17 protein-coding genes, 1 tRNA gene and 3 pseudogenes are annotated in these 23,960 nt (G+C 40.6%); 14 read left to right on the top strand and 7 right to left on the bottom strand.

Annotated elements, in window-relative coordinates:
* Nucleotides 1–144: 144 nt before the first annotated feature.
* From M2132_RS08285 to M2132_RS08270, 5 genes and pseudogenes are all read left to right on the top strand, one after another.
* Nucleotides 145–3,822, top strand: a complete 3,678-nt coding sequence (locus tag M2132_RS08285; protein WP_280672890.1) for a hypothetical protein — start codon at nt 145–147, stop codon at nt 3,820–3,822.
* 62 nt (nt 3,823–3,884) lie between these two features.
* Complete coding sequence (locus tag M2132_RS08280; protein ID WP_280672889.1) at nt 3,885–4,313, top strand: hypothetical protein; 429 nt, start codon at nt 3,885–3,887, stop codon at nt 4,311–4,313.
* A 523-nt stretch (nt 4,314–4,836) separates the two neighbouring features.
* A pseudogene (locus M2132_RS08275) lies at nt 4,837–5,364 on the top strand (IS4 family transposase); the annotation flags it as partial.
* Between the two features lie 9 nt (nt 5,365–5,373).
* Nucleotides 5,374–5,637: pseudogene (locus M2132_RS12120) on the top strand (IS4 family transposase); the annotation flags it as partial.
* Nucleotides 5,638–5,686: 49 nt separating this feature from the next.
* Nucleotides 5,687–6,166: a terminase gpP N-terminus-related DNA-binding protein gene (locus M2132_RS08270; RefSeq protein WP_280672887.1), complete on the top strand. Its 480-nt coding sequence runs from the start codon at nt 5,687–5,689 to the stop codon at nt 6,164–6,166.
* Between the two features lie 431 nt (nt 6,167–6,597).
* On the opposite strand, the gene M2132_RS08265 is transcribed toward M2132_RS08270, so the two are convergent.
* Both M2132_RS08265 and M2132_RS08260 read right to left on the bottom strand, forming a co-directional pair.
* Nucleotides 6,598–6,668 (bottom strand) — tRNA-Cys (locus tag M2132_RS08265).
* A gap of 135 nt (nt 6,669–6,803) precedes the next feature.
* Nucleotides 6,804–7,181, bottom strand: a complete 378-nt coding sequence (locus tag M2132_RS08260) for a hypothetical protein (RefSeq protein ID WP_280672886.1) — start codon at nt 7,179–7,181, stop codon at nt 6,804–6,806.
* 382 nt (nt 7,182–7,563) lie between these two features.
* Here M2132_RS08260 and M2132_RS08255 point away from each other — a divergent pair, with 382 nt between their 5' ends.
* The 5 genes from M2132_RS08255 to M2132_RS08235 all read left to right on the top strand — a co-directional run bounded on the left by M2132_RS08255 (nt 7,564) and on the right by M2132_RS08235 (nt 13,168).
* Nucleotides 7,564–8,826: an amidohydrolase gene (locus M2132_RS08255; RefSeq protein WP_280672900.1), complete on the top strand. Its 1,263-nt coding sequence runs from the start codon at nt 7,564–7,566 to the stop codon at nt 8,824–8,826.
* Nucleotides 8,827–9,384 carry a GyrI-like domain-containing protein gene (locus M2132_RS08250; RefSeq protein ID WP_280672885.1) on the top strand — a complete coding sequence of 186 codons (558 nt, stop codon included), beginning with the start codon at nt 8,827–8,829 and terminating at the stop codon, nt 9,382–9,384. It begins immediately after the preceding gene.
* Between the two features lie 115 nt (nt 9,385–9,499).
* Nucleotides 9,500–10,210 (top strand): GDSL-type esterase/lipase family protein, encoded by a 711-nt coding sequence (locus M2132_RS08245; protein ID WP_280672884.1) that lies wholly within the window; start codon nt 9,500–9,502, stop codon nt 10,208–10,210.
* Between the two features lie 338 nt (nt 10,211–10,548).
* The gene (locus M2132_RS08240) at nt 10,549–12,786 is read left to right on the top strand and encodes a T9SS type A sorting domain-containing protein (RefSeq protein WP_280672883.1); all 2,238 of its coding nucleotides are present in this window, start codon (nt 10,549–10,551) and stop codon (nt 12,784–12,786) included.
* Between the two features lie 49 nt (nt 12,787–12,835).
* The gene (locus M2132_RS08235) at nt 12,836–13,168 is read left to right on the top strand and encodes a hypothetical protein (RefSeq protein ID WP_280672882.1); all 333 of its coding nucleotides are present in this window, start codon (nt 12,836–12,838) and stop codon (nt 13,166–13,168) included.
* 317 nt (nt 13,169–13,485) lie between these two features.
* Here M2132_RS08235 and M2132_RS08230 read toward each other — a convergent pair whose 3' ends face one another.
* Both M2132_RS08230 and M2132_RS08225 read right to left on the bottom strand, forming a co-directional pair.
* Nucleotides 13,486–14,064 (bottom strand): RNA polymerase sigma factor, encoded by a 579-nt coding sequence (locus tag M2132_RS08230; RefSeq protein WP_280672881.1) that lies wholly within the window; start codon nt 14,062–14,064, stop codon nt 13,486–13,488.
* Nucleotides 14,061–14,429, bottom strand: a complete 369-nt coding sequence (locus M2132_RS08225) for a hypothetical protein (RefSeq protein ID WP_280672880.1) — start codon at nt 14,427–14,429, stop codon at nt 14,061–14,063. Before M2132_RS08225 ends, M2132_RS08230 begins: the two co-directional genes overlap by 4 nt.
* A gap of 411 nt (nt 14,430–14,840) precedes the next feature.
* On the opposite strand from M2132_RS08225, the gene M2132_RS08220 reads away from it, so the two are divergent.
* The 4 genes from M2132_RS08220 (at nt 14,841) to M2132_RS08205 (ending at nt 20,364) form a co-directional block, all read left to right on the top strand.
* Entirely contained in the window at nt 14,841–16,163 is a 1,323-nt protein-coding gene (locus tag M2132_RS08220) for a DUF3575 domain-containing protein (RefSeq protein WP_280672879.1), read from the top strand.
* Nucleotides 16,160–17,143 carry a DUF5119 domain-containing protein gene (locus M2132_RS08215; RefSeq protein WP_280672878.1) on the top strand — a complete coding sequence of 328 codons (984 nt, stop codon included), beginning with the start codon at nt 16,160–16,162 and terminating at the stop codon, nt 17,141–17,143. Before M2132_RS08220 ends, M2132_RS08215 begins: the two co-directional genes overlap by 4 nt.
* A gap of 51 nt (nt 17,144–17,194) precedes the next feature.
* Entirely contained in the window at nt 17,195–19,237 is a 2,043-nt protein-coding gene (locus M2132_RS08210; protein ID WP_280672877.1) for a fimbrillin family protein, read from the top strand.
* Nucleotides 19,238–19,368: 131 nt separating this feature from the next.
* Nucleotides 19,369–20,364 carry a fimbrillin family protein gene (locus M2132_RS08205; RefSeq protein WP_280672876.1) on the top strand — a complete coding sequence of 332 codons (996 nt, stop codon included), beginning with the start codon at nt 19,369–19,371 and terminating at the stop codon, nt 20,362–20,364.
* Between the two features lie 204 nt (nt 20,365–20,568).
* Here the strand turns inward: M2132_RS08205 and guaA are convergent, their stop codons facing one another.
* From guaA to M2132_RS08190, 3 genes and pseudogenes are all read right to left on the bottom strand, one after another.
* Nucleotides 20,569–22,089 carry a glutamine-hydrolyzing GMP synthase gene (gene guaA, locus M2132_RS08200; RefSeq protein ID WP_280672875.1) on the bottom strand — a complete coding sequence of 507 codons (1,521 nt, stop codon included), beginning with the start codon at nt 22,087–22,089 and terminating at the stop codon, nt 20,569–20,571.
* Nucleotides 22,090–22,272: 183 nt separating this feature from the next.
* Nucleotides 22,273–23,439 (bottom strand): annotated as a pseudogene (locus M2132_RS08195) (class I SAM-dependent RNA methyltransferase); the annotation flags it as partial.
* 55 nt (nt 23,440–23,494) lie between these two features.
* A complete protein-coding gene (locus tag M2132_RS08190; protein ID WP_280672873.1) occupies nt 23,495–23,947 on the bottom strand; it encodes a hypothetical protein in 453 nt (150 codons plus the stop codon).
* Nucleotides 23,948–23,960 lie beyond the last annotated feature (13 nt).

Below are 23,960 nucleotides of genomic sequence, written 5' to 3'. Positions count from 1 at the left end.
ATGCCGGGGAGGTGGCGTATAAAGCCTCCCGCAGTGAAAAGATAGTCTTTGCGCACCATAAAATTAATGTGAGCGAGATGACAGGACAATAAAAAGGCTATTTTTGTGTTTATAATATATCACTATTTTATACACTGATACGTGTTGCATATCCGTAAACAATATACCGCTTGGGCGGTTACTATAATATTAGCTTTGTTTTTCGTTTCGTGTTCTACCAAAAAGAACACGTCTGTAACCCGTGCCTACCATTCTATCAATACACGCTACAACATCTATTTCAATGCCGAGCAGGCCTATGAGGATGCCTTGAAAAACAAACTGAACGGTAGTCAGGATAATCTTTCGGATATACTTTCGGTTTACCCTTATAATCCCGAACTGGACGAAAACAAGAAAGTGGGAGGCCCTTTCGATATAACCATCGACAAATGTACCAAAGCAATAAAGCTGCACTCCATAAAGGCAAAGCCTCAGCGCGACCCCGATAAACGTAAAAACCAAAAATACCAGCAGTGGCTCAAACAGAGGGAGTTTAATCCTTTTCTGAAAAACGCATGGTTACTGATGGGAAAAGCCGAGTATCAGAACGAAGACTACATGCAGGCCGTTACAACCTTTACCTACATTACGCATCTCTACAATCAGAATGAAGAGATATTAGCCGAAGCTCGTTTATGGACGGCTTTGAGCTACACACAGATGGGATGGTTTTACGAAGCTGAAAATATACTCCAGAAAATACAGGCAGCCGGAGGCGTCCCCAAAAATCTGAGAAAGGAATTTTCATCCATCTATGCCAATTATCTGGTACGTAACAAAGAATACGAGGCAGCCATACCCTATGTAGAACAGGCAATAAAGCACGAGTCGAACAAGCAGCAAAAAATACGCCTGCGTTACCTGTTGGGGCAACTGTATGCCAAAAACGACGAAGGGCAAAAAGCCTACAAAGCCTTCGACAAGGTGCATGGAATGAGTACGCCTTATCTGTACTCGTTTAATGCCACAATGCATCAATCTGAGTTTTACGATGCAAAGAACCGCGACAAGGTGCTGTCTAAACTCAACGGGATGGCCAAATCGTCTAAAAACAAAGAGTATCTCGACCAAGTATATTATGCTATCGGTAACATTTGGCTGAATGAGGGCGATACGGTTAAAGCCATAGAAAATTATAAATTGGCAGCCGAAAAAAGCACCCGAAACGGATTTGATAAGGCAATCAGCCAGTTAAAGTTGGGCGATATTTATTTCGACCGCCACGATTTCCTGAAGGCGCAGCCTTGCTATTCGGACGTAGTCAATCTCCTCACCAAAAGGCATGAACTATATCCCCGCGCGGCACAACGTTCGGAGGTTTTGGACGGGCTTGTTGTGCATGCACAGGCACAGCACGATCAGGACAGTATTCAATATCTGGCTAAGTTGCCCGAAGCCGAACGGCTTGACACTATAAACCGTTATATAGAACGGCTGAAAAAAGAAGATAAAGAGCAGGAGGAAGAAGCTCGCCGCTTGGCTCGTGAGGAGGGTAGGGACAATGCTGATACACCCGAATCTATGTTCGACCGCAATCAGCAAACACCCAATCAACAGCAAACGCCAACGTTCGGCAACAGCAATCAATCGTCCTTCTACTTTTACAATCCGCAAGCCGTATCACAGGGGAAAGTAACCTTCCAGCGGCAATGGGGAACTCGCAAGCTCGAGGATAACTGGCGGCGAAAGGATAAGACAGAGCCTATATTCGGCGACGAACAGCAAGACCTTTTGGCCGACGATGGCGAACAAAAAGAAGGTGATAACCCAACCGAAAAAACAGGAGACGAAGAAAAACCGGAAGTAGACGAAAAAGCTCAAAGATATTCTGCCGAATATTACATCTCTCAGCTACCGCTAACGCCGGAAGCCTTGAAAGAGTCGGACGATATTATCGACAATGCCCTTTTTAATATGGGGATAATCTATAGGGAAGGTCTTAGCGATCCATATCTGGCAATCGAAACATTCGATACCGATTTGCGCCGCTTCCCCGAAACACCTAATACGGAGGAGATTTATTACCAACTGTTCCTTATCTATATGCAACTGGGCGATAGAACCAACATGGAGCTTTATCGTAGCAGGTTGTTGGCTCAATTTCCTGAAAAATCTTATGCCAAAACCCTGTCAGACCCTAATTACGAGTGGAATATGGCAAATATGCTTTCCTTGCAGGATTCGCTATACGATGCCACTTATGATTCTTATCTGAACAGTCGGGTAAATACCGTTCGCGAAAATTATACCTACGTAAAGGAGAAATATCCTCTCTCTAAACTCATGCCTAAATTCATGTTCCTCAATGCGTTGACATATGCGCAGACAAACAATGTAAATGAGTTCAGGAGTGGATTGAAAGAATTGGTTGAGAAATACCCGCAAGAAGATGTATCGGAGGTTGCTACGGGCATGCTCAAAAATCTGGCAAACGGACGGACTTTGGCAGCCGATGGTTCCATGACAAAGGGTATGATATGGGATATCGCCTTTGGCGACGATTTAGATAATTTAGACCTCGACAGTGTGCAGTTCACGGTCGACGATCAGGCCAGATACCTGCTGCTGTTTATATACGATCCCCTGAAAGTGGATAAAAACAAGCTGATATACGATGTTGCGGCATACAACTTCTCGAAATTCGTTTCCAAAACATTCGACCTTGCCTTTACCAACGTTCATTCGCTCGAAATGCTACAAGTAAAAGAGTTCAATTCGTTGAGCGATATCAAAGAGTATGTAGATATGGCCTTCGAGAAAAATTCTTTGGTGTCAAAGCTCGATTCAACAATAGTACTTGTACCCATATCGGTCGATAATTATGCTTCCTTGATGAAGGGTAAGACATTAAACTCTTACTTCGAGTTCTTTGCCAAGAATTACAACACAAGCATGGGTAAGGTGATTTCTTACTGGAACATGCAAATAGAAGAAGAGACTGAGCGTGCGCAACAGGAAGAAATGGAGCGTATCTTGGCCGAAAAAGAAAAATATCTGAAAGATGTTCTGGAAGAACCAAAAAAGGTTGAAGAAAAAGAAGATATCCTTGCCGAAGAAAAGGTAACACAACCGGAAACGAAACCCGACGGGGTTGCAACAGATACAACAACAACAGTTGAACCGAAACCCGCCGAAGGAGTAGATATAGAGAAAAAAGATGATGGCACAACCGAGCTGAAAACAGAGGTTTCGGCAGCCGACCTGTTTGATGACGACCAAATAGAAACAATTGACAACACGGTAAATACCATCCAGCAAATTGTCAAGAACCCTGTTGACGGATTGAAAAACCTTTTCAGCAAAGACAACGATAAGCCTAAACTGACGAAGGAAGAAAAACAACAACTAAAAGAAGAAAAAGCAGCTCGCAAAGCAGCAGAGAAGGCTATTAAACAGGCCGAGAAACACCGTCAGGACTCGATACAGAAAATTGAAAAAGCTGCTCAAGACCTGATAGAACAGCAAGCTCGCGAAAAAGAGGATGCCGAAAAATTCCGCCAAGACTCTATTAAAAATGTAGCGAAAGCAGCTAAAAAAGCCAAAGAAGACGCTCAGAAGCAAAAAGTACAGGAACGTAAAGACAAGGAAAAAGAACGTAAGGAGCGCCTTAAAGAAAAAGAACGCGAACGTAAAGAACGCCAAAAAGCTCGCGAAGCCGAACTTAAGCAGAAAGAGCGTGAACGCAAGGAACGTCTGAAACAAAAAGAAGAAGAGCGCAAAGAACGGCTCCGGCAAAAGGAACAGGAGCGGCGCGAACGCGAACGGCAAAAAAGAAAGTGATGCCGCCTTTAAACAAGTTAGCATCTTTATCGGTTATAATAGCATAAAACTGTATAAAGATTATGGCAAAGGTTAAGAAAATATTTATCACCATCCTTGCTGTGGTGTTGCTACTTGGAGCAGGGTTTTTCTATTTCTGGTTTTATGTACCTTACGGCGATGGCAGCATCAAAGCCGGACGATTGAACAACGTGCAGCACCAAGGGTATATATTTAAAACTTACGAGGGTAAGCTTATCCAATCGGGGCTGAAAAGCGTTGAGGTAGGGAAGATTCAGTCGAACGAATTTAGTTTTTCGATAGAAAACGAGGCTCTCGCCAAACGGTTGATGACCCTTGCCGGAGAAGAAGTAAAACTTCATTATAAGGAATATTACGGCGCCCTGCCGTGGCGAGGATACACAAAGTATATTGTAGACAGTTTAGTGTATGTAGAACCACGCAACAACGCACCAAACTCTGATAACAAGGAAGGTTCGTTTCAGTGGTAGTGTCCCCTCTGAGGGCGTGTCCGCCAAACTGTGTCAGCATCTTATCTTCAATAAATCAATACTCATCGCTCGGGGAAGAATTTAATTTTGAAGAGATTAAGAACAAGGCATTAGAGCAGTTAAAGTCCGGCAAGTCTTTATTAGGTAAAGATGATTAAAATTACTCAAAATTATTAGAGCCTGTTTAAATTATTGTTGAACAAAATTTAAACAGGCTCTAAATATAAACTCTATTATTATTTCTATTCCAAGTATAGCTTGTATCAACTAAAGACATAAAAACCAAGCTGTCAGCAGAATGAAGATGTGCCAATTTAATTTTGACACATTCTTACTATCCTATTGTATTTATTTACTAATTATCGGAGAGGTATGAATTTTCCTAATTTAATACATTATCTCATTGCTGTCCCATTAAAATTGCAAAGCGCTCTTTGAAATATTTGAAATTTAGTTAGTTACGTGGATTTTACAAGCGAACGGACTTGAATTTATAATTTCGTATCAGTTTAATCTGATTGCTATGTTTCAAGATAAATTCGTCTTCGCTCAATTGGTTGCATTTCTCAACCGAAGTAAGTTTAATCGAATTGTTGCCAAGTATGGTGGCGACAAGTATGTAAAACACTTCACGTGCTGGAATCAATTGCTCGCACTTATGTTCGGCCAATTATCCAACAGAGAAAGTTTACGAGATTTGATTATTGCTTTGGGTGCTCATCGTTCTAAGTGTTATCATTTAGGGATGGGCAAGAACATATCAAAGTCATCTTTGGCCCGAGCTAATCAAGATAGAGACTACCGTATCTTTGAAGAATTTGCTTACTTCCTTGTCAATGAAGCACAGCAGAAACGTAAGACAGATATCTTCAAGTTGGGAGGGAATGTATATGCTTTTGATTCCACAACCATTGACTTATGCCTGAATGTTTTCTGGTGGGCGAAGTTTCGGAAGAAAAAAGGCGGTATTAAGGTTCACACATTGTATGATGTGGAAACTCAGATTCCGACATTCTTCCATATTACAACAGCTTCCGTTCACGATTCTAAAGCCATGGATAAGCAGCACCTCAAAATTAAAAAGTTCTGGGGTACTACAGAAAATGCCGTAAGAATACAAATCTATGCTGCCATTTGTGCTTACTGCTTAGTTGCAATCATCCAACATGATATGAAACTTGACCGAACTACATACGAAGTGCTACAAATCCTAAGTATCTCTCTAACGGATAAAACGCACTTGAAAGACCTCTTTAACAAAACTAATTTTCAATATGACAAAGAACGATGCGACTCTAATGAGCCAAGTTTATTTGATTTTTAATAACGTCCCAATTTTAATGGGACACTAGTGTTGTAGAAAATAAAAATGTATGAAGAAAAGTGTAATTTGTGTTTATTGTCAGAAGAGCATTTCTTGTGTAAAAAATGGTGTCATTAAAGGAAAACAACGTTACCGATGTCAAGAGTGTAAGAAGAATTTCTATGTTGATATTACAATAGCAAAAATTGATAAACGCCGTTATGCAATAATTCTATATCTTGAAGGATTAGACTATTCTAAAATCGCAAAAATATTAAATTCAGACCGACTGACGGTTGAACGATGGATAGAAAAGTATGGAGGAGAGAATTTAAAATTAATAAGAAATCATAGACCTGTAGATTCTGAAAATATTGAAGGTATTTACATGGCTCGAAGGGATTATAATCCTGAAAAAAGTAAGTATAAGTTGCAACCATTCCGAAAAGGGCTTTCAATAATAGAAAGAGAATCTAAAACTCATTTTCAAGTATTAGATGGAGAATTGACTAAAACTGAAGATTACATTATTACAATTAAGGATAGATAAATGATTTGCAACCAACAAGGACTTGAACTTTTAGTCTAAAGCCCTTGTTTAGAATCAAATTTCTCTACTAATCAGAATTGGGTGACCTTTCGGGTGCCCATTTTGTGCATTTTAGGGTATTGGGGAATATGCTCTCTCTGCCTATTCAGAGGGGGAGGGAGAAAGGGGCTAAGTTCACTTACTATGGGCTCCATTTTGGGCTCTAGTGACCACAATTTGAGGAGATAGTGCTCAGCAATAAGCATAGGTTCTAATTTATTCGAAAGGCATAATAACCGAATAGTTGAACCTATTCTGGGGTGTTGAATAACTACTTTAAAAGCCTAATTACATAATAATTAGTATTTTACATTCATGGGCACCATTTTGGGCACTTTAAAAAATAAGCCCCTGTAAGTTATTGTCTTACAAGGGCTTTAAACACACATTTGAGGTTCCTGGCGGATTCGAACCGCCGTAAACGGTTTTGCAGACCGGCGCCTAGCCACTCGGCCAAGGAACCTTTTTTGTTTTGCGAGTACAAATATAGCTTGTTTTTCTTACCAAGCAAACACTAAAGGAGTTTTTTGTGAAAAAATAAACGGATAAATCCATATTAAATGGTCTACCCGTTATATTGTATTTTCCTTGATATTATTTATTCTACGTTTACAAAAAGCGTATCAGTTACATATCCAAGTGCCCCTATAGTTTTCGCAACAATAAATGTTTTTCCGGTTAAAAAATTACCATCCTCATCCTTGGTGTTAGCTATGAAAGACTTTTTTTCAGTATCAACTGTTAGCACATTTTTGCCTTCAGGATTTATTACTTCAAGGATGTATTCAGAATTGCTTGGCTCAACTATTATATTGTAATATCCGATTCTATTCGGTTTGATGTCTACAACTTTATCGCCAACAGAAGATCTGATAGAAATAGAAGTTGCATAATAAATTCCATTATCATCATCATTATCATCTGCGCAAGAAGCAAACAAAAGAGCTGCAAATGCTAAAAGAAGAATTTTTTTCATAATTAAATAAGATTATGTTGTTAGTAAAATCAATAATTCTAATTATTTAGATAACATTTCTTGAACAAGCTAAACTAACAACCCCATGTTTCTGCACGAACAGCTGTTTTATAAGTTTATGAGTCATTCTTTTATGCTATATTTATTGTAGGCAAAGATAACTATTTTATTATAACTGCCAACATAACATTTAAAAAAAGATAGAGTTAAAACTATCTGATATTGCAAAATGGTTTTATGTTTTCATCACTTTTGCAAACTGCCGAAAAGATTCATTATCCTGAATGCGAATGTGGTAAAAACTATTGAAATCATTTCTGTCGCCAAATAATTAGCACTACATTTGCTCTGCATAATGGAATGTTTGATGAAAGAAAAGAATATGACCCTATTGATAAAAAGAGCATTAGTATCAGGTTGTTATAAGGATATATATGTTGAAAAGAATGTAATAAAGAAGATAGACGAAGATATCTCACTGAAAGCCGATGTCGAAATTGATGCGCAGGGCATGGCTGTTATCCCAGGACTTATAAACGCTCATACACATGCGGCGATGACGCTTTTTCGCGGATTCGCAGACGATATGCCTTTAATGCCTTGGCTTGAGCAGAAAATATGGCCGAATGAAGCCAAGCTGACTGACGAAGATATTTATTGGGGAACGAAGTTGGCTTGCCTGGAGATGATAAAAAGCGGGACGACATGTTTTTTTGATATGTATTATATGCCCGATGTTGCGGCTCAAGCTGTGGGAGATATGGGTATCCGTGCCGTTATTTCGGATACTATATTCGACAGGTTTAAACCCGAACTGACATCGAAGGTTAAGGACGAACTTCCCCAACGATTTTCTAGTAGAAAGAACTATAGCAACAGGATTAGTTTTGCATTGGGGCCGCATGCTATTTATACGGTGTCGGGGCAATTACTGCAATGGGTGCATCATTATGCCTGCGATAATGATTTGTTGATTCATTTACATTTGGCTGAAACCGAAACCGAAATCGCCTATTCGAAAAAGCAATTCGGATTGACCCCCGTCCGGTATCTACATAAATTGGGCGTTCTTTCTCCACGGTTAGTTATAGCCCATGGGCTGTATGTTGATGATGAAGAAATCGAACTGTTGGCTCGATATGATGTGAAAGTGGTTCATAATCCTGCTTCGAATATGAAGCTTGCCTCGGGATATCGCTTCCGGTATAAGGAAATGAAAGAGGCCGGTGTGACAATCGGCTTAGGTACTGACGGATGCTCGTCGTCCAATAATTTGGATATGATAGAAACCATGAAGCTTGCTTCCCTATTGGGTAAGGTGTGGCGCAGGGATCCGGAGGCTTTACCTGTAAATGATATGCTGCAGTCTGCAACCCGGAACGGAGCAGATATCCTGCGTATAAATGCAGGGCGTATAGAAGAAGGTTGTCTTGCCGATTTATGTCTGATAGACCTGAAAGCACCAGCTTTTACTCCAAACTTCAATTTCGAGTCGAATCTTGTATATGCAGCAAATGGCAGCTGTGTGGATACCGTGATATGCGATGGAAAAGTTGTGATGCAAAACCGCAAAGTACAGGGCGAGGATGATATCTTGCAACAGGCAGCCCGGGCGGCTTACAGATTGATGGGGAGGACGAGGTAAATGATGAAGAATATTTTATCGGTAATCGTTTTATTGTTGGTCTTGATTTTCTCTACCTTACTTATTTTGTGGGTGTATTTTGGGGGATTCAGTTCTGTGCGTATAAAAGAATCGTGGGTCGGTAAGGAAATTTTTATTTACGAAGACCTTGTGGGCGATTATACACAGTATGGGATTGTAAACGATAGGTTGTTTCAGGAGTTATCGCACAATCATTTAGTAGAGACAACGAAGGGTATAGCTGTTTTTTACGAAGACCCTCAGCGGGTTCCGGAACACGAGTTAAAGTCGAGGGTAGGGCGGATACTCCCCAAGGATATAAAAGAAGAGGTGTTGAAACAACTTGCCGGAAAATACAAAATAGCATCCCTTGCGGAAGGGAAATATCTGACGGCCGAGTTTCCATATAAAGGAAGGCTGTCGCAAGTAGTAGGTATAATAAGGGTGCAATCCAAAATATGGAAATATTGTAAGCGGCATAATCTGAAGAAATTGCCAATAATAGAAATCTATGACCAAAAGGCTAAAACAATATATTACAGAGTGAAGATGCAATAACGGATGGCAAGGAGGATGTGACCGGCGTTAAGTTTTTTTTAGGTAAAATCATTCTTAATATATTAATGAAATTTTATATCTTTGAAAAGTTGAAGTTGTAATGAAATGTCTGCATATGAGAAAAGTAAGTATCTTTTTCTTTCTTTCGGTTCTTGGTTCAAGCATCTTTGGATTTAGCGCGTGCAAAAAAGCGCAAAAAGAAGATATAAATCAAACGGCATATTATGCTGCCGATAATAAAAAAATAATGGCACAACCTGTGCCTGCAAACAGAGTTGTTTTTATCGGTAACTCCATTGTTCAGGACTGGTATAAGGCGATGCCCGGCTTTTTTGACAAAAATAACTTTGTGAACAGAGGTATAAGCGAGCAGTTGACATCGCAAATCGCAGGACGTTTAGATTGTGATGTGGTTGATATAAAAGCTAAGGTGGTTGTTATAGCAGGCGGCATTAACGATATCAGGGCTGGCAGAGAGCCTTATAGCGAAGATAGCACGTTTTCGAATCTGACAAAGATAGCCACTCAGGCTCGCGAAAAAGGAGTGCTGCCCATAATGGTTTCGGTATTACCTTGCTCCCGGATTCCCGGAAAGCCGGAAATGACAGATGTTGCAGAAAAAATAATCTCTTTAAACAAACGTGTGCAAGCTTTTGCGCAAAGCAACGGCATTGCTTATGTAGACTACCATTCGGCCTTGAGGGACGAAAAGGGAGGGCTTCTGTCGGAATACACTACCGATGGGATTCATATCACGTCCGAAGGTTATCTCACGATGAGTGAATTGGTTAAAATAGAAATAGATTCTGTTTTAAAAGTTAAATAATCCAAAAGCAAAGAGGCGATGTCGTTCCATTATTTTTCAGTAATCCTTTCTGTTATTTTGTATCTGTGAAGAGTACTTGAGGCTATAAATATAAATATAAAATAGCAAAGGTTAAAAAGACGCATAAAAAAGAAAATAAATATAGCGGATAAAAAAAAATATTTATCTTTGCCTCGATTTGAGAGTAGGTCACAGAGCCTAAAGTTTTAGTGATAAAATGTATAAAATAAAGTTGAAAAGACGATTAATTATTACTGCAACATACTTTATTTGCTCTAAATGAGCAAGATAGTGGTGTGTTGCGTTTGCTACTGAATATAACACAAAAAATATACACAATGAAGAAAACATTACTCTTTTTAGTAAGCTCATTCCTTTTTTGCGGTTTTTCTTTCGCACAAGAGTTATCAGATGGACATGATAGAAGTAATCCTGCAGATACCCCTCCCATTGTTTTCTATAACGAAGGGAAGATGGCTGTTGCGGATGTGAACTCTCCAACAGGCAAAGGGACTATGTACATACAAGGTAGTTTCGTTGCCGGACAAAATGCCGACAAAACTTCCTGTAATATTAAAATGGTTGGATATAGTAAGACTATACTAACAGGCGATTTTATTAACAATGTGAATACGACCGAAGCGTCTTTGCATAAGACCTTATTTACACTACCTGCTAACCCTAATGATATTACAGGTAAATTCGTTTTTGCCGGAAATGCCGAACAACGCATTACAACAACTCGTGCAGCAGGCGCATATCCTTCAAAAGAGACAAATTATATTGCTTTTCCTGATGTTGAAGTTAATAACAACAAACATGTGGTAGTTAGTTCTAATATCGCTATGGATGTTGATGATTTGCACTTAGAAAAAGGTTGGCTTATACTAAACTCAAAAAAGAAAGCTAATAATGACGAAACTGTTTTAGCTCACTTGAATGTGAAATCTGCAACTTATAATAGAACTTCTGGAACGCCTGCAGACCGTGGTGCGGTTGAAGTGCGATTAGCTGTAACCAGTGAAGGGGATCCTGATCCTCTAATAAATTCTGTAACAGGGGATGATTCGGGTAAAAGTATAGTGGGTTTAGGATCTCCTTATGAGAAATTAGGAGCAGACTATTTTATGTATAATACATTGTTTATGCCAACCCCGGAAGGGTACATGGGTAAGACCCATATAACTAACCCAAATGACCAATTGTCTGCTGGTGGAGGTTATGTTTTGGGCATTGACTTGCGTGGTACTGATACTACTTATTATCGTCTCCCCAATGACGATACTGGAGGGATACTTACAGACAGATTTAATGCCAGGGCACACAAAGGTCATTACTTCAACCGTAATCGTTTCTCTACGGATGGTGTACGTAAATATAATAATATGTTTGGTGCTTCTGGGGCAGGCTATAATGATGAAAATTTAAATACCGGAGATGTTGGAGGTATAGAATTAAGACCTGGATATAACTTCTTGTCTAACCCATACACTACGCCTATCGACTTGACGGATTTAACAATATCAAGTGCAATTGTGAATTCGGATTGGGGTGTAAAGATTAGTGAAAAAGAGAATGATGCTCCACATGTTTATGCCCAATATTGGGTTTTAGCTCCAAACTCAAATGCTAAGCCAAAGGAAGCCAAAATAGATACTCCTATGTTGTATACATATAACTATTTTTATGGTGCAGGAACGGGAGGTACAGTAGTTGATGATATTATAGCTCCTCTTCAAATGTTTTGTATCTGGGTAGAGGATGCTACTCCTACAATGACAATACCCGCAAAAGCAAAAGAACGCAAAGATGTAGCATTCTGGCGCTCTGAAAAGAAAAAACAACGTAAAGATGACTTTATTATAGAAATAAGAGATAAAGAAACAGGAACTATAGACCGTGTAAGTTTGGTACTCCGTACAGCTAAGGAAATAGCTGATAGAAATTACTCTGATGTGGAGCGCATGATATCAAGTGCTGAGGTTAATGAAAAAAGCGGAATGATGAAAAGTTCTACCAAAACTGATATTCTACAAAGCACCGCAAGCCAGATATATACACGTAACTCTGAAGGAGTTGCCTTAACTGGGGAATTTTTACCATTAGAAACCAAAAAATCGGTAATGCTTTATGATACACCTTCGGCAGTGGAGCAAGATATTGTAATTTCTTGCTACAGGTTAGAATCTAAACAAGAAGCTGAAGGTATTTGGCTCGAAGATAGATTGATGGACGTTATGGTGGAGTTGACACCCGAAACCCCATACGAAACACACTCTACACCAACCGATCGTGAAGACCGTTTTGTAGTGCACTTCACAAAACAGATGGGTATGGAAGAAGATGTAACACAAGCGCTGTATGCTTATTACAATGAATCAAGGGTAACAGTTAAAGGTTTTGCACAAGCTGATTTTGGAAATGAATTATATCTGTATAACCTTCAGGGATCGAAGATTGGACAAGCTAAGATAAACGACAACATTGTTTACGTTAATCAGTATTTGGTACCGGGAGTATATCTGATTAAGACAACAGGTGCTAATGCCAAAACTGTGAAGCTTTTAGTACAATAATTTATTTATAACGAACAGAACACACATAAAAAGACACTAAGAATATATTATGAAACAAACTATATTATTGTATTTGATTGCGTTGCTTTTTCTTCCTTTAGGTCAGATTTCGGCAAAGGATACATACGGTTCAACCGCGGATGATTATTATAACCAGAATATTGCTACCGATCAGCCAACGTCTGATGCCTATTATAATGAGAATCTTAATTATAGGTTTGGCCCTGGAGGTGGTGGTCCCGGCAGCGGTACTGAAGGTCAAGAGGGCGATGCTGATATGGGTGTTGGTGAAGGCGAAGCACCAATAGGAGAAATTCCTGTAATTTCTTTCATTCTGCTTTCGGTAGGGTATGCGGTATTCCGCATGAGAAAAGGAAAATAAATAAGAAGGAATTTTATTTAGATATTAAGATTAAAGCTGTTGCGGTAATTGCAGCAGCTTTATTGTTTTGTGTATAAATTGGTCGTTTTGTTTGAATGCTTTCGTCTCATCCAGAAATGATGTTTAGAGGGGACGTAAAAAATGGCAGGACTTTGTCTTGCGACCTTGCATATAGAAATAGAAAAGAAACTGGCCGGAAAGGCTGTCCCTTTAGCTTTATTCATTTGTTACGGGCGAATATCTGGTAAGGAGTGAAACGTGGCGAATCGGTTTTATTTCCCTTCATTTTCTTTATTCGTGATAAAATAGGAAGAACCTTAATCGGACAATAAGTCTTCGTACAGTTCATACAGTTTCTTGCGTAAATGCAATACAGCATAACGCTTCCGCGAAATTAAGGTATTTACGCCAATATCCGTTGCTTCGGAGATTTCTTTGAAGGAAAAACCTTCCAATTCGGTCAACTCAAACACACTCCGCTGTTCGGGAGGAAGTTCGCCGAGTGCTACCTCCAGCTCTTTCCAAACCAACGATTTGAGAAATTCGGTTTCGGGCGAATCCGAATCGAGTATCGTTTCGGTAATTTCTTTCAGGAAAACCGCCTCGTCGTTATCGTTGATAACGTAAGGCAATTCCTGCTCTTTATGTTTACGGCTACGGTCTATAATCTGGTTTCGCGCCACAGAGTAGAGCCATCCCGAAATCTGCTCGATAGGATTTGTCTCGAAATCCGTTTTACTGAGCTGATAGAAAACATTTTGCAAAATATCCTCACAATCTTCCTTCGAAGGAACCCGCTTAGCAATAAACCCTCTTAGCGGAGAATTGTATTTTTGGTATATTTCGGTTACCTCTTTGTTATGCTTCAGATTCTTTTCAAGGTTTTCTGTTTTCATCCTTTTTCATGGTCTTGCTCTGCGGCGGCATTTTCTCTACCATTAAAGTCTTTACCCATACGTTCGCGGATAAAATTGCGGCGTTCCTCGCGCGACATATCGCGCATCATTTCGTGCAGATGCATATGCTTTTGGTGCTTATGCGAGTGCTTGTGGCGATGCCCATGAGGACGAAACCCGCTAAACAACAAGCGGCACAATAGCATTAACCCTGCCGATTGCCAGTAATTTATCTCCGTCCATCCAACAATTGAAGGGATAAGCGCGTTCCACAATAACATCACCACAGCCGCAGCCGCGGCAAATATTGCAACAAAAGACAGAGCGAAGCCCAATTTATGCCATTTTTTCATCTCTTTTTTCATTTTCTATTTATTTTATTGTCATAGTTACTAAAAAAATCAATCGGAAGAAAGAAAACCCTCTCTATATCTTTTAAGGACGAATAACTTCCTCTTATATTTTAAATCTCTGCATTTTTTTTGTCAATATTGAGATTTGTGGCATAATTTTTTTGCGATTTTTCCGCCTTGCTTCAAAATGTATATTTATTTCTGTTTTTCAGTATGTTACAGTTTGATATTATAGATGCTCAAGTAGGTTATAAACTCGATTATATTAGGCTGAATACATATTTTTTGAAAGTTTTTTTTGTCGTTTGCTTTATTTTGAATACTTTTGTGTCATACTTACATAATTGGCAATTGATACACAAATTTATTTACAGTATTATTATAGATAAAAAAGCGAATTTCTCAAAAAATGAAATTCTACGGTTGTTCCGGAGAACGTTTCTGTTTTGGTGTGGAATTATTTATGTTGCAGGTTCCTTAGAAGCCTCGACAGTTGCTCCGAGTAGCGCGTTTGTTGAAGTTTCCCTGAATACAGCAAATACTGGCACAAAACAGACTTTTGGCGTACCTTCTTCCGAAACCGTGCGTATCTATTATCGTGTAAACCGAACGGAAATAGACAGCGGTTATATGGGTAATGCCAAGACTTTGAGTCTTATAAAGAAAATATTTGCCAAAAAAACGTTGGAAAAAGACGATTTCATAGTCATAACCAGTACGGCATCGCCCGAAGGTGGTTTCGACAATAACCAACGCTTAGCCAAAGAAAGGGCACTTTCGCTCAGAAACTACATAATGCAAATAAATCCCCGAATAAAAGATAATCAGGTTATAATGCTTCCCCATGCCGAAGATTGGGACGGGCTTAAAGAAATGATTGAAAAAGACAAGGATGTGCCCGCCCGCAGTCAGTTGCTCTACATACTCAACAGTAACCTGAGTGATGAAAGCAAAAAGCTGAGGATAATGAAAATAGGCAGGGGTAAGCCTTACGGATATTTGTTGAAAAATATATTGCCACATTTGCGGGGAAGTGCCACCGGTACGATATATACCAAGAAAGACGAACGCTTTGCCAAAACCGATACAGTGGAAATATTCCGTTTCGATACCGTTTTCGTAGACAGGGTAGTGGTTCGGGTAGACACGGTTTGTCCCGAAAAACAGAGACGCCCATTCGTTATGGCTGTCAAAAGTAACCTGCTTTACGATGCCGCGTTATTACCCAATCTGGCCGTTGAAATCCCTTTCGGGCGCAATTACAACTGGTCGGTAGGGATAGAAGGAAACTGGTCGTGGTGGAACACCAATGCCAGCAACTACTATTACCACCGCATACAGATAGCCGGAGTGGAGATGCGCCGCTGGTTCGGAAACAGAACAGGCAAGCCACTGAACGGATGGTTTGTAGGAGCTTACGGATACGGAGGCACTTACGATATCCGCCTGTTTACAAACAAAAACAGCGACGAGGGGCAGCTAAGCAACTGGAGCTATTCGGGTGGATTGACATTCGGATATGCCATATCCATAGCCAAAAGATTTAACCTCGAATTCGGAATCGGAGCTGGATACTTTGGCGGAAAATACTACAAATACACTGTTGGCGCATGCGATGAATGTATCTTCCCATGGAAAAGTACCCACCAAAGAAATTATATAGGGCTCACCAAAGCCAATATTTCGCTGGTGTGGCTCATAGGCAACGTTTTCGGTAAAAATAAAGGAAAGGAGAACCAACGATGAAAAATATTCTGTTCCTGTTCATATTAGCTTTAGTCACGATTTCTTGCGAAAACAAGAGTCTGTGTGACGCGGGCTTGTGCGCGGAAGGGGATGTAGCCATCAAGGTGGTTGTGAATTGGGAAAAACAATCGGATACCCGTGCTATGCGGATGAATATTTTTTCTGTGACTGGCGGTGTGGGCGATTACGGAGTGAATAGCATCCCCATTAGCGGCGAAAGTATAATTGAACTTGTTGGTGGAGCGTCTTATATTCCGTTCTGTTACGATTATTACAAAACAAATGTACATTTCAGGAACGAAACCGCGCTCGGTACGTTTCAGGCATATTGTGCCGAAGCTTCGCGCCAGACCTACAAAGAACTGGCTACACCCGTGGAAGGAGAAAAGACCATAGAAGACCCCGGCGGCGATTTCTTTGCGCATTCGTGGCAAGAAACTTTCGACGTTGTATTTTGCGATGAGTGTGGAGATACTCTGATTCTTAACTTTTACCCAAAAAATAAGCTTCGCCAGTTTACCTACCGGGTTAATAATATATCGGGGGCAAAAAACATAAGCGAGGCTCGCGGGGCTGCTTCGGGGATGGCTGCCACATATTTTTTCCAGACCGACAAGCTAACCACCGAACGATCTACCGTTTTGTTCGAGAAAGCCACCGTAGGGGTCGACGAAAACGGAAAGGGTTATATAGAAGGCTCGTTCTACACTTTCGGCCCTGTGTATCCCTATCAGAACAGATTTACGATAGAAATACTCTCTAAAGCAAATTTATATTATACCGCCTATTGGGACGTATCGGGGCAAATAAGCGAATCGATGGCCGATAGGGAGGCAAAACTGCAAAAAGACGGATATGATATACTTATAGACAATACTAAAATTCCGGAAATCCCGGAACCGGGAGGAGAGAATCCCGACTCTGGTGGTGGATTTGAAGTCGGGGTTGGCGACTGGGACAATGTTGATGTCTATTTATAAACCCCAAACATAAATATTATACACTAATTATTAATAAACTAAATTATCGAAATGAAAAAATTATTTTTATTTGCTTCGGCAATAGCTTTAGTCTTTGCCTCTTGCTCTAACGATGAGGATTTAGGCGGTTCTGCAGGTGCAGGCGACGGTGCGATAGAGTTTCGCACACTGATGGATAAACCATCGTCTAATTTGCGTACGGCAATCACTGACGAGACAAGTATCCTGAGTTTTACCCTTACCGGAATAAGAACCGGTGGTGACTACAATGGAGAATACCTCTTCAATGGAGAGGGCATTACACGCGGTGAAGACGGTAAATGGAACTACAATCCAAAACGTTATTGGCCAAAAGGAGAAAAGATTGACTTCTATGCCTACAGCCCTTCTTCGTCTAAAAATGTAACAGTTGGTATAACAGACTATACCTCAGCCAAATCTATTACCTATACTGTTCCGCAAATCAGCAACAAAGATGCGCAGGAAGACTTCCTTGTGGCAAGATCTATGCAACAAAATGGAGGAACGAATGGAACAGATCCTGTTGTGTTAAACTTTCACCACGCTCTTTCGCGTGTGATGTTCTTTGCACGGACTACTCAAGAAAATGTTACATACACTATCGACAAAGTAGAGTTGGTTAACCTGAATGAAACAGGGACTCTTAATCTATCTGGTATTCCAGAGGAAAATAGTTTGACTTATCCTTGTCAACCATGGACTGACCAATCAAGTTTTAAAACCTATGCTGTAGACAGAGGCGAATCGCCTGCGTATTTGCTTAACGATTATGCTTCGGTATTGGGACAAACCAACGCTGTAATGGTATTGCCACAAGCAACTACAAAATATGACGGAGATGGAAAAACTGTGCCTGGTACAGGTAAGTTTGCTGTAAAAGTATCTTACAAAGCATTTGCTGGCGGTATATACTATGCGGGTACAGCAACAAAAAGCGCGGAGAAATACTTTGCTGTGAACGATCCTTCGGATGTAAGCGAGCCTATAACTTTCGAAATGGGACGCCAATATAACTTCTACCTCGAATTTGGTGACGAAGTGGGTAAAGAAATTAACTTCAGCGTTAGAGTAAGCAATTGGACCGAAAATGCTCCTGGCTATCTGCCGGAACTGAATGATTATCGTTCGGTAATTAGTGCTGATCTTTTAGCTGCTGCGGGGTGGTTGACAGGTGCGGTTACTAAAGCTGATCTATTATCAAAAACCTCTTTAACGGTTAAGAATAGTTCGGTAAAAACAACCGATTTCACTGGCCTTGAGTATTTTGAGAACATAACAAAACTTACTGTTGAGGATGCTACCGGTGGTAGTGACCTTGATGCATCTAAAAATGCGAAACTTAACACAGTAGAATTCTATAGTACAATAAATCTTGGTACAGTAAATCTTTCCAATACGGCTTTAACAACTCTGAAGTTTGGTAGCGCAGCTACTATTAAAAATTTGGATGTATCGAATACAAGGATTACAGAGTTTGGAGGAACTAACAAAATAAATTTGGCGGCAGTTACCATAACAGGTACATTAAATATGTCGAATTGCGGATTGACCGAAGTACCTATGCCAAATGATGCAAGTATCACTATTCCGGAACTCAATTTATCAAATAATAATATTGAGACATTGACTATACGCGATTGTAAAATTGAAACTCTGAATATAGAGAATAATGCGAAACTTACTAACTTGATCTTTGCCGCGAATACTGCTAAGGCTTCTTCTTATTCTAAAAAAGGTGATAAAATTGAGATATCAAATGTAAGTGCCTTAGGAAATAAAGCTTTGCAGAAAATTGAATTTGAAAATAGTAATTATGGAGGTATCTTATTAAAGAAATTGGATATACAAGACAGCAAAAATATCAAAGCCGTTAATCCTAGATTCAGTTTTATATCTGAGTTGGTGCTATGGACAGGATGCACACGGGATTATCTAAATGGTACAGGTTATGGTATATTAAATGTTGCTAGCGGATCTGGTGCGGGAGAGATCAGTAAAATCGTAACAGCGGATGGTACGGTTATAGGTCAGTTACTTTCTGGTCAAGAAAATAAAGTTACGGCTATACCATAACCTTAATTTTCCTAATATTTCAATGACTAAGTTACACTACAGGTTTTACCTGTAATTAATAATCCAAGCCGGAAGGGGTTGAATGTCCCCTTCCGGTTACAAAATAAAAAGCTACGAAAAAGAAATTTGAAATGGAGAGAAACAACAAACTAAAGATTGGTAGATGGGCAGCGGTTTTGTTTTTCCTGTCGGTCTTGTTTTTTGCCGGGTGTTCGGACGAGGATACCGCTACGGGCAATGGAACAGGAACAAATGCCATTGCTTTTGATTGCTCCACTTCAAGCCTGCGTGCCGCAAAAACCACCATCGATGATATGCAATATTTTCGTGTATCGGCCCTCTGGAATAAAGGAGATGGGGTTTACTATTCGTTTATGGACAACCAACTTGTGGAAAAACAAGGCAATAGCTGGGTGTATTCGCCCATAAAATACTGGCCGGGATATGGTTCGGTAAGCTTTTTTGCCTACACTCCGGCAATATCGTCGGGCTTGGATGTGCTTCACATAGAAAACGACATAAATCAAGTTTCTATCGAATATACTGTAAGCACCAACCATCAAGAGCAGGAAGATTTTATGGTGGCCACCAGCCTTGATAAAACAGCTAACCCTATTCAGCTCGACTTTAAACATGCGCTTTCGGTTGTTAATTTTCAGGCATGCAGCAACAACCCCGGTGTTGAATACCGTATAAAAAAGATAACGTTGGTTGGCTTATGTAACCAAGGTATCCTTACAGGAATAGATAATGAAGCAACATCAATTTGGTCGTGGTATGGACAGTCAGGGACGAGAGACTATACCGTCTATCAGAAATATCCCATAGAGACAGATGGCAGCACTTATAGGGAAATAGGTAGCCTGATGGTGCTTCCGCAACCACAAGAACCGGATGTCGCTGATTTTAATATCACTGTAAACTACGATATGATAGAGGGGACATCGGTTACTACAGGTGAAGATAGTTATACGCTCCCGGATTTTGTATTCCAAATGGGTAAACGTTATACCTTCTATCTTGATTTAAGCGCGCCATCATCTCCTTCGCCATCCCAAAAGCGAAGCGTTGGCACTGCTTCGGCAGAAATCAAATGGCGCATTGTTAGCGAGCTGAACGAAGAATAAAGAATTATGCTCCCACAATATTAATAGAATAAAGAAAGTAGCTCAGTAAGCTACTTTTTTTGTTTGGTATATTACCATTAATATAGAGGGGCAACGGCATACAAAAAAAAGTGTACCCCATCTCTGTATAGGATACACTTTTTGAAGTTTTTATTATTGGGTTTCGTCAATGCTTATATAACACAATAAAAACCAGTGGAGAGATTACTCCCACTCTATGGTTGCAGGGGGTTTTGATGAGATATCGTACACTACACGATTAACTCCCTGTACTTTATTGATAATTTCGTTCGATATTTTTGCCAAAAACTCATATGGCAGATGTGCCCAGTCGGCAGTCATACCATCGGACGAAGTAACAGCACGCAAAGCTACGGTACTTTCGTATGTTCTTTCATCGCCCATCACGCCAACCGAACGAACGGGTAGCAAAACTGCTCCTGCTTGCCAAACCTGATTGTACAAGCCATGTTCGCGTAAGCCACGAATATAAATATCATCGGCATTCTGAAGTACTTCAATTTTTTCAGGAGTGATATCACCAAGAACACGTATTGCCAAGCCGGGACCGGGAAACGGATGACGTTTTATAAGATGCTCCTTCATTCCCAATTCCAAGCCAACACGGCGAACCTCGTCCTTAAACAACAGGCGCAGGGGTTCAACCAGTTTCAGGTTCATCTCCTTAGGCAGTCCGCCTACGTTGTGGTGCGATTTGATGGTTGTTCCCGTAATTGACAGCGATTCTATAATATCCGGATAGATAGTGCCTTGTCCTAACCATTTTATATCTTTCAACTTATGAGCTTCTTCATCGAAAACCTCAATGAAAAGACGGCCTATAATTTTTCGCTTTTGCTCAGGATCGCTAACGCCTGCCAAAGCAGTATAGAATTTTTCTTTAGCGTCTATGCCCAAAACATTCAGCCCAAGATGTTCGTAATCTTTCAGAACGCTCTGGAATTCGTTTTTACGCAACAAGCCATTATCAACAAAAACACATGTGAGGTTTTTCCCGATAGCCTTGTTTAACAATACAGCTGTAACCGACGAATCGACTCCACCCGAAAGGGCAAGTATAACTTTATCGTTCCCCAGTTTCTCCTTCAACTCAGCTACTGTTGTGTCTATAAACGAAGACGGCGACCAATCGCGCTTGTATCCGCAAATATTAAGGAAGTTGCTCAACAATCTTGTTCCGTCTACCGAATGGAAAACTTCGGGGTGATATTGCACAGCCCAAGTTTTTTCTGTAGTAACCCTGTAAGCCGCGTATTTTACGTCTTCGGTACTTGCGATAGGTTCAAAATTGTCGGGGAGAGAGGTTATGGTATCTCCGTGCGACATCCATACCTGCGAACCTTCAGGAATACCATCAAACAGTGAATCTTGAGGTTTGATAGATGTCAGGTGCGCCCGGCCGTATTCGCGCGAATCGCCTTTTTCAACCTTACCACCCGAGGTGTATGCTATATATTGTGCTCCATAACAAATGCCCAAAACAGGATATTTGCCCCTTATCTGGCTCAGATCGGGTTTAAAAGAATTCGGATCGTTCACCGAAAAAGGACTACCCGAAAGTATTACTCCTTTAATGGTTGGGTCATCAAACGGAAATTTATTGTAAGGCAAAATTTCGCAGTAGGTATTTAACTCGCGTATGCGTCTGCCAATAAGTTGTGTGGTTTGAGAACCAAAATCAAGAATGATTATCTTCTCGTGCATAGCCAAAAACTATTAAGTAAATTGATTATTAAAATTGCCTGCAAAGATAAGAAAGATTGGGTAATACCCGCCCTGTTTTTAGGTTAACTTCTCTTTTTTCAAGATATTTTCGGAATAAAAAACCTTAGCCTGAAAGACAGAAATGGCAAATGACAATTCTTACTTTTGCATTTTGCTTTATTGGTCTGTGTTTTGCTTTTTGGCACGGTCGTACTTTTTGCCGGCAAATATATCGTAGCGGCGGTATTCGCAATCGAGCGAGCCGTTCTTCAGTTTAATTTTGGAGGTTGGCTTCAGACCTATTTTATGGAAACATTCGGTTTTGTAGCTCAACACCCATGCTGTGTAGCCCATAAATACATGTTTCAGGCGTTCGCCTATCATTTCGTACAGGCCAAACAAATCGTCGGGCTTGATGCGTTCGCCATAAGGCGGATTTGTTACAATCAAACCTTTTTCGGCGGGAGCTTCGGTGTACTGTTGCAGGGATTTTACCTGCAAATTGATATGACGCGACAGTCCTGCGTTCTTGATGTTCTCCTCGGCTATCTTGATGGCTCTTGCCGAGATATCGGAGCCGTATATTTTATGTTCAAATTCGCGTTCGCCGCTGTCGTCGTTATAAAGATGGTCGAACAACTCCTGGTCAAAATCGGCCCATTTCTCAAAAGCGAAACTCTGCCTGTAAATACCGGGGGGAACGTTCATGGCAATCATAGCAGCTTCTATAAGCAACGTACCCGAACCGCACATGGGGTCAACGAAATCGCATTCGCCCCGCCATCCTGTTTTCAGAATCATTCCGGCTGCCAAAACTTCATTAAGCGGAGCTTCGGTCTGGGCGGCACGATAACCCCGTTTGTGCAACGATTCGCCCGAACTGTCGAGCGAGAGCGTGCATTTATCGTGAGCCACATGTATATTTATCAGCACCTCGGGGTTTGCTACGCTTACCGAAGGGCGTTTGCCTGTTTTCTGGGTGAAAAAATCTACAATGCCGTCCTTTACCCTATATGCCACGAATTTTGAATGTGTGAAGATGTCGGAAAAAACAACCGAATCGACAGCAAAGGTTTTTTCTTCGTGCAGATAGTCGAACCAGTTGAACTTCTTTATCTCGGCATAAATCTCGTCCGCCGTACGGGCTTTGAAGGTGTGTATGGGTTTCAGTATACGCAATGCCGTGCGGCAATGGATATTGGCTTTGTAGAGGAGGGTTTTATCGCCCGAAAACGATACCATCCGAGTGCCTATTTGCAGATCGTCTGCCCCTAAAGCTATTAATTCTTCGGCCAGTACGTCTTCTAAGCCTGCCATTGTTTTGGCAATCATCGTAAATGTTTTTTCCATTGCAGCTATGCTATATTTTAAAATTCGGAATCGGTTTTCGTTCCGGTTAATCTCATTAAATTCTATTCCCCAGATGATACACCACAAACCACGAGGCCAACTCTCCTTCATTGTCGGGAACGAAGCCTATGCGTTCCGACCATTTCAGGCGGATAACCTTTTCTGTGGAATCGGTAGCGGCAAAGAAAGAAACGTCCTTAACCTCCACTGTCATGGTTTTACGGTTTATCTTAGAGCCTGTTGCCAATGTTACGAACTTGTACTCTGTGGGCAGAAACGGATAAGTACCCTCATTGTAAAGCAAGATGTCATCGGGCTCTTTCTCCGTGTTGTGCCATGCTCCTGCTGCCACATAAAGCAGGTTTTCGGTATAATCGTAGAGGAGATGTTTTTTAAAGTTCCGGTCTGTTATTTCCCTGAACAGGTTTTTCTGTACACCTCTCTCAATCAGGTCGAACTCGGCTTTCCCGATAGTTACATTCAGGGTGTTTTCTTTGTTTGGTGTCATCCTCTTTTCTTAG

It is taken from the genome of Dysgonomonas sp. PH5-45 (assembly GCF_029893235.1).
GTDB lineage: Bacteria > Bacteroidota > Bacteroidia > Bacteroidales > Dysgonomonadaceae > UBA1309.
Note: the sequence above shows the minus strand (reverse complement) of the source record. Positions and strands in the feature narration are given on the sequence as shown.

Coding starts and splice junctions, on each gene's coding strand:
- M2132_RS08230 (WP_280672881.1), bottom strand. CDS start 14,064: ATGAAAACAGAAAACCTTGAAAAGAATCTGAAGCATAACAAAGAGGTA.
- M2132_RS08215 (WP_280672878.1), top strand. CDS start 16,160: ATGAAAAATATTCTGTTCCTGTTCATATTAGCTTTAGTCACGATTTCT.
- M2132_RS08250 (WP_280672885.1), top strand. CDS start 8,827: ATGATGAAGAATATTTTATCGGTAATCGTTTTATTGTTGGTCTTGATT.
- M2132_RS08225 (WP_280672880.1), bottom strand. CDS start 14,429: ATGAAAAAAGAGATGAAAAAATGGCATAAATTGGGCTTCGCTCTGTCT.
- M2132_RS08280 (WP_280672889.1), top strand. CDS start 3,885: ATGGCAAAGGTTAAGAAAATATTTATCACCATCCTTGCTGTGGTGTTG.
- M2132_RS08270 (WP_280672887.1), top strand. CDS start 5,687: ATGAAGAAAAGTGTAATTTGTGTTTATTGTCAGAAGAGCATTTCTTGT.
- M2132_RS08255 (WP_280672900.1), top strand. CDS start 7,564: ATGACCCTATTGATAAAAAGAGCATTAGTATCAGGTTGTTATAAGGAT.
- M2132_RS08205 (WP_280672876.1), top strand. CDS start 19,369: ATGGAGAGAAACAACAAACTAAAGATTGGTAGATGGGCAGCGGTTTTG.
- M2132_RS08245 (WP_280672884.1), top strand. CDS start 9,500: ATGAGAAAAGTAAGTATCTTTTTCTTTCTTTCGGTTCTTGGTTCAAGC.
- M2132_RS08235 (WP_280672882.1), top strand. CDS start 12,836: ATGAAACAAACTATATTATTGTATTTGATTGCGTTGCTTTTTCTTCCT.
- guaA (WP_280672875.1), bottom strand. CDS start 22,089: ATGCACGAGAAGATAATCATTCTTGATTTTGGTTCTCAAACCACACAA.
- M2132_RS08210 (WP_280672877.1), top strand. CDS start 17,195: ATGAAAAAATTATTTTTATTTGCTTCGGCAATAGCTTTAGTCTTTGCC.
- M2132_RS08240 (WP_280672883.1), top strand. CDS start 10,549: ATGAAGAAAACATTACTCTTTTTAGTAAGCTCATTCCTTTTTTGCGGT.
- M2132_RS08260 (WP_280672886.1), bottom strand. CDS start 7,181: ATGAAAAAAATTCTTCTTTTAGCATTTGCAGCTCTTTTGTTTGCTTCT.
- M2132_RS08190 (WP_280672873.1), bottom strand. CDS start 23,947: ATGACACCAAACAAAGAAAACACCCTGAATGTAACTATCGGGAAAGCC.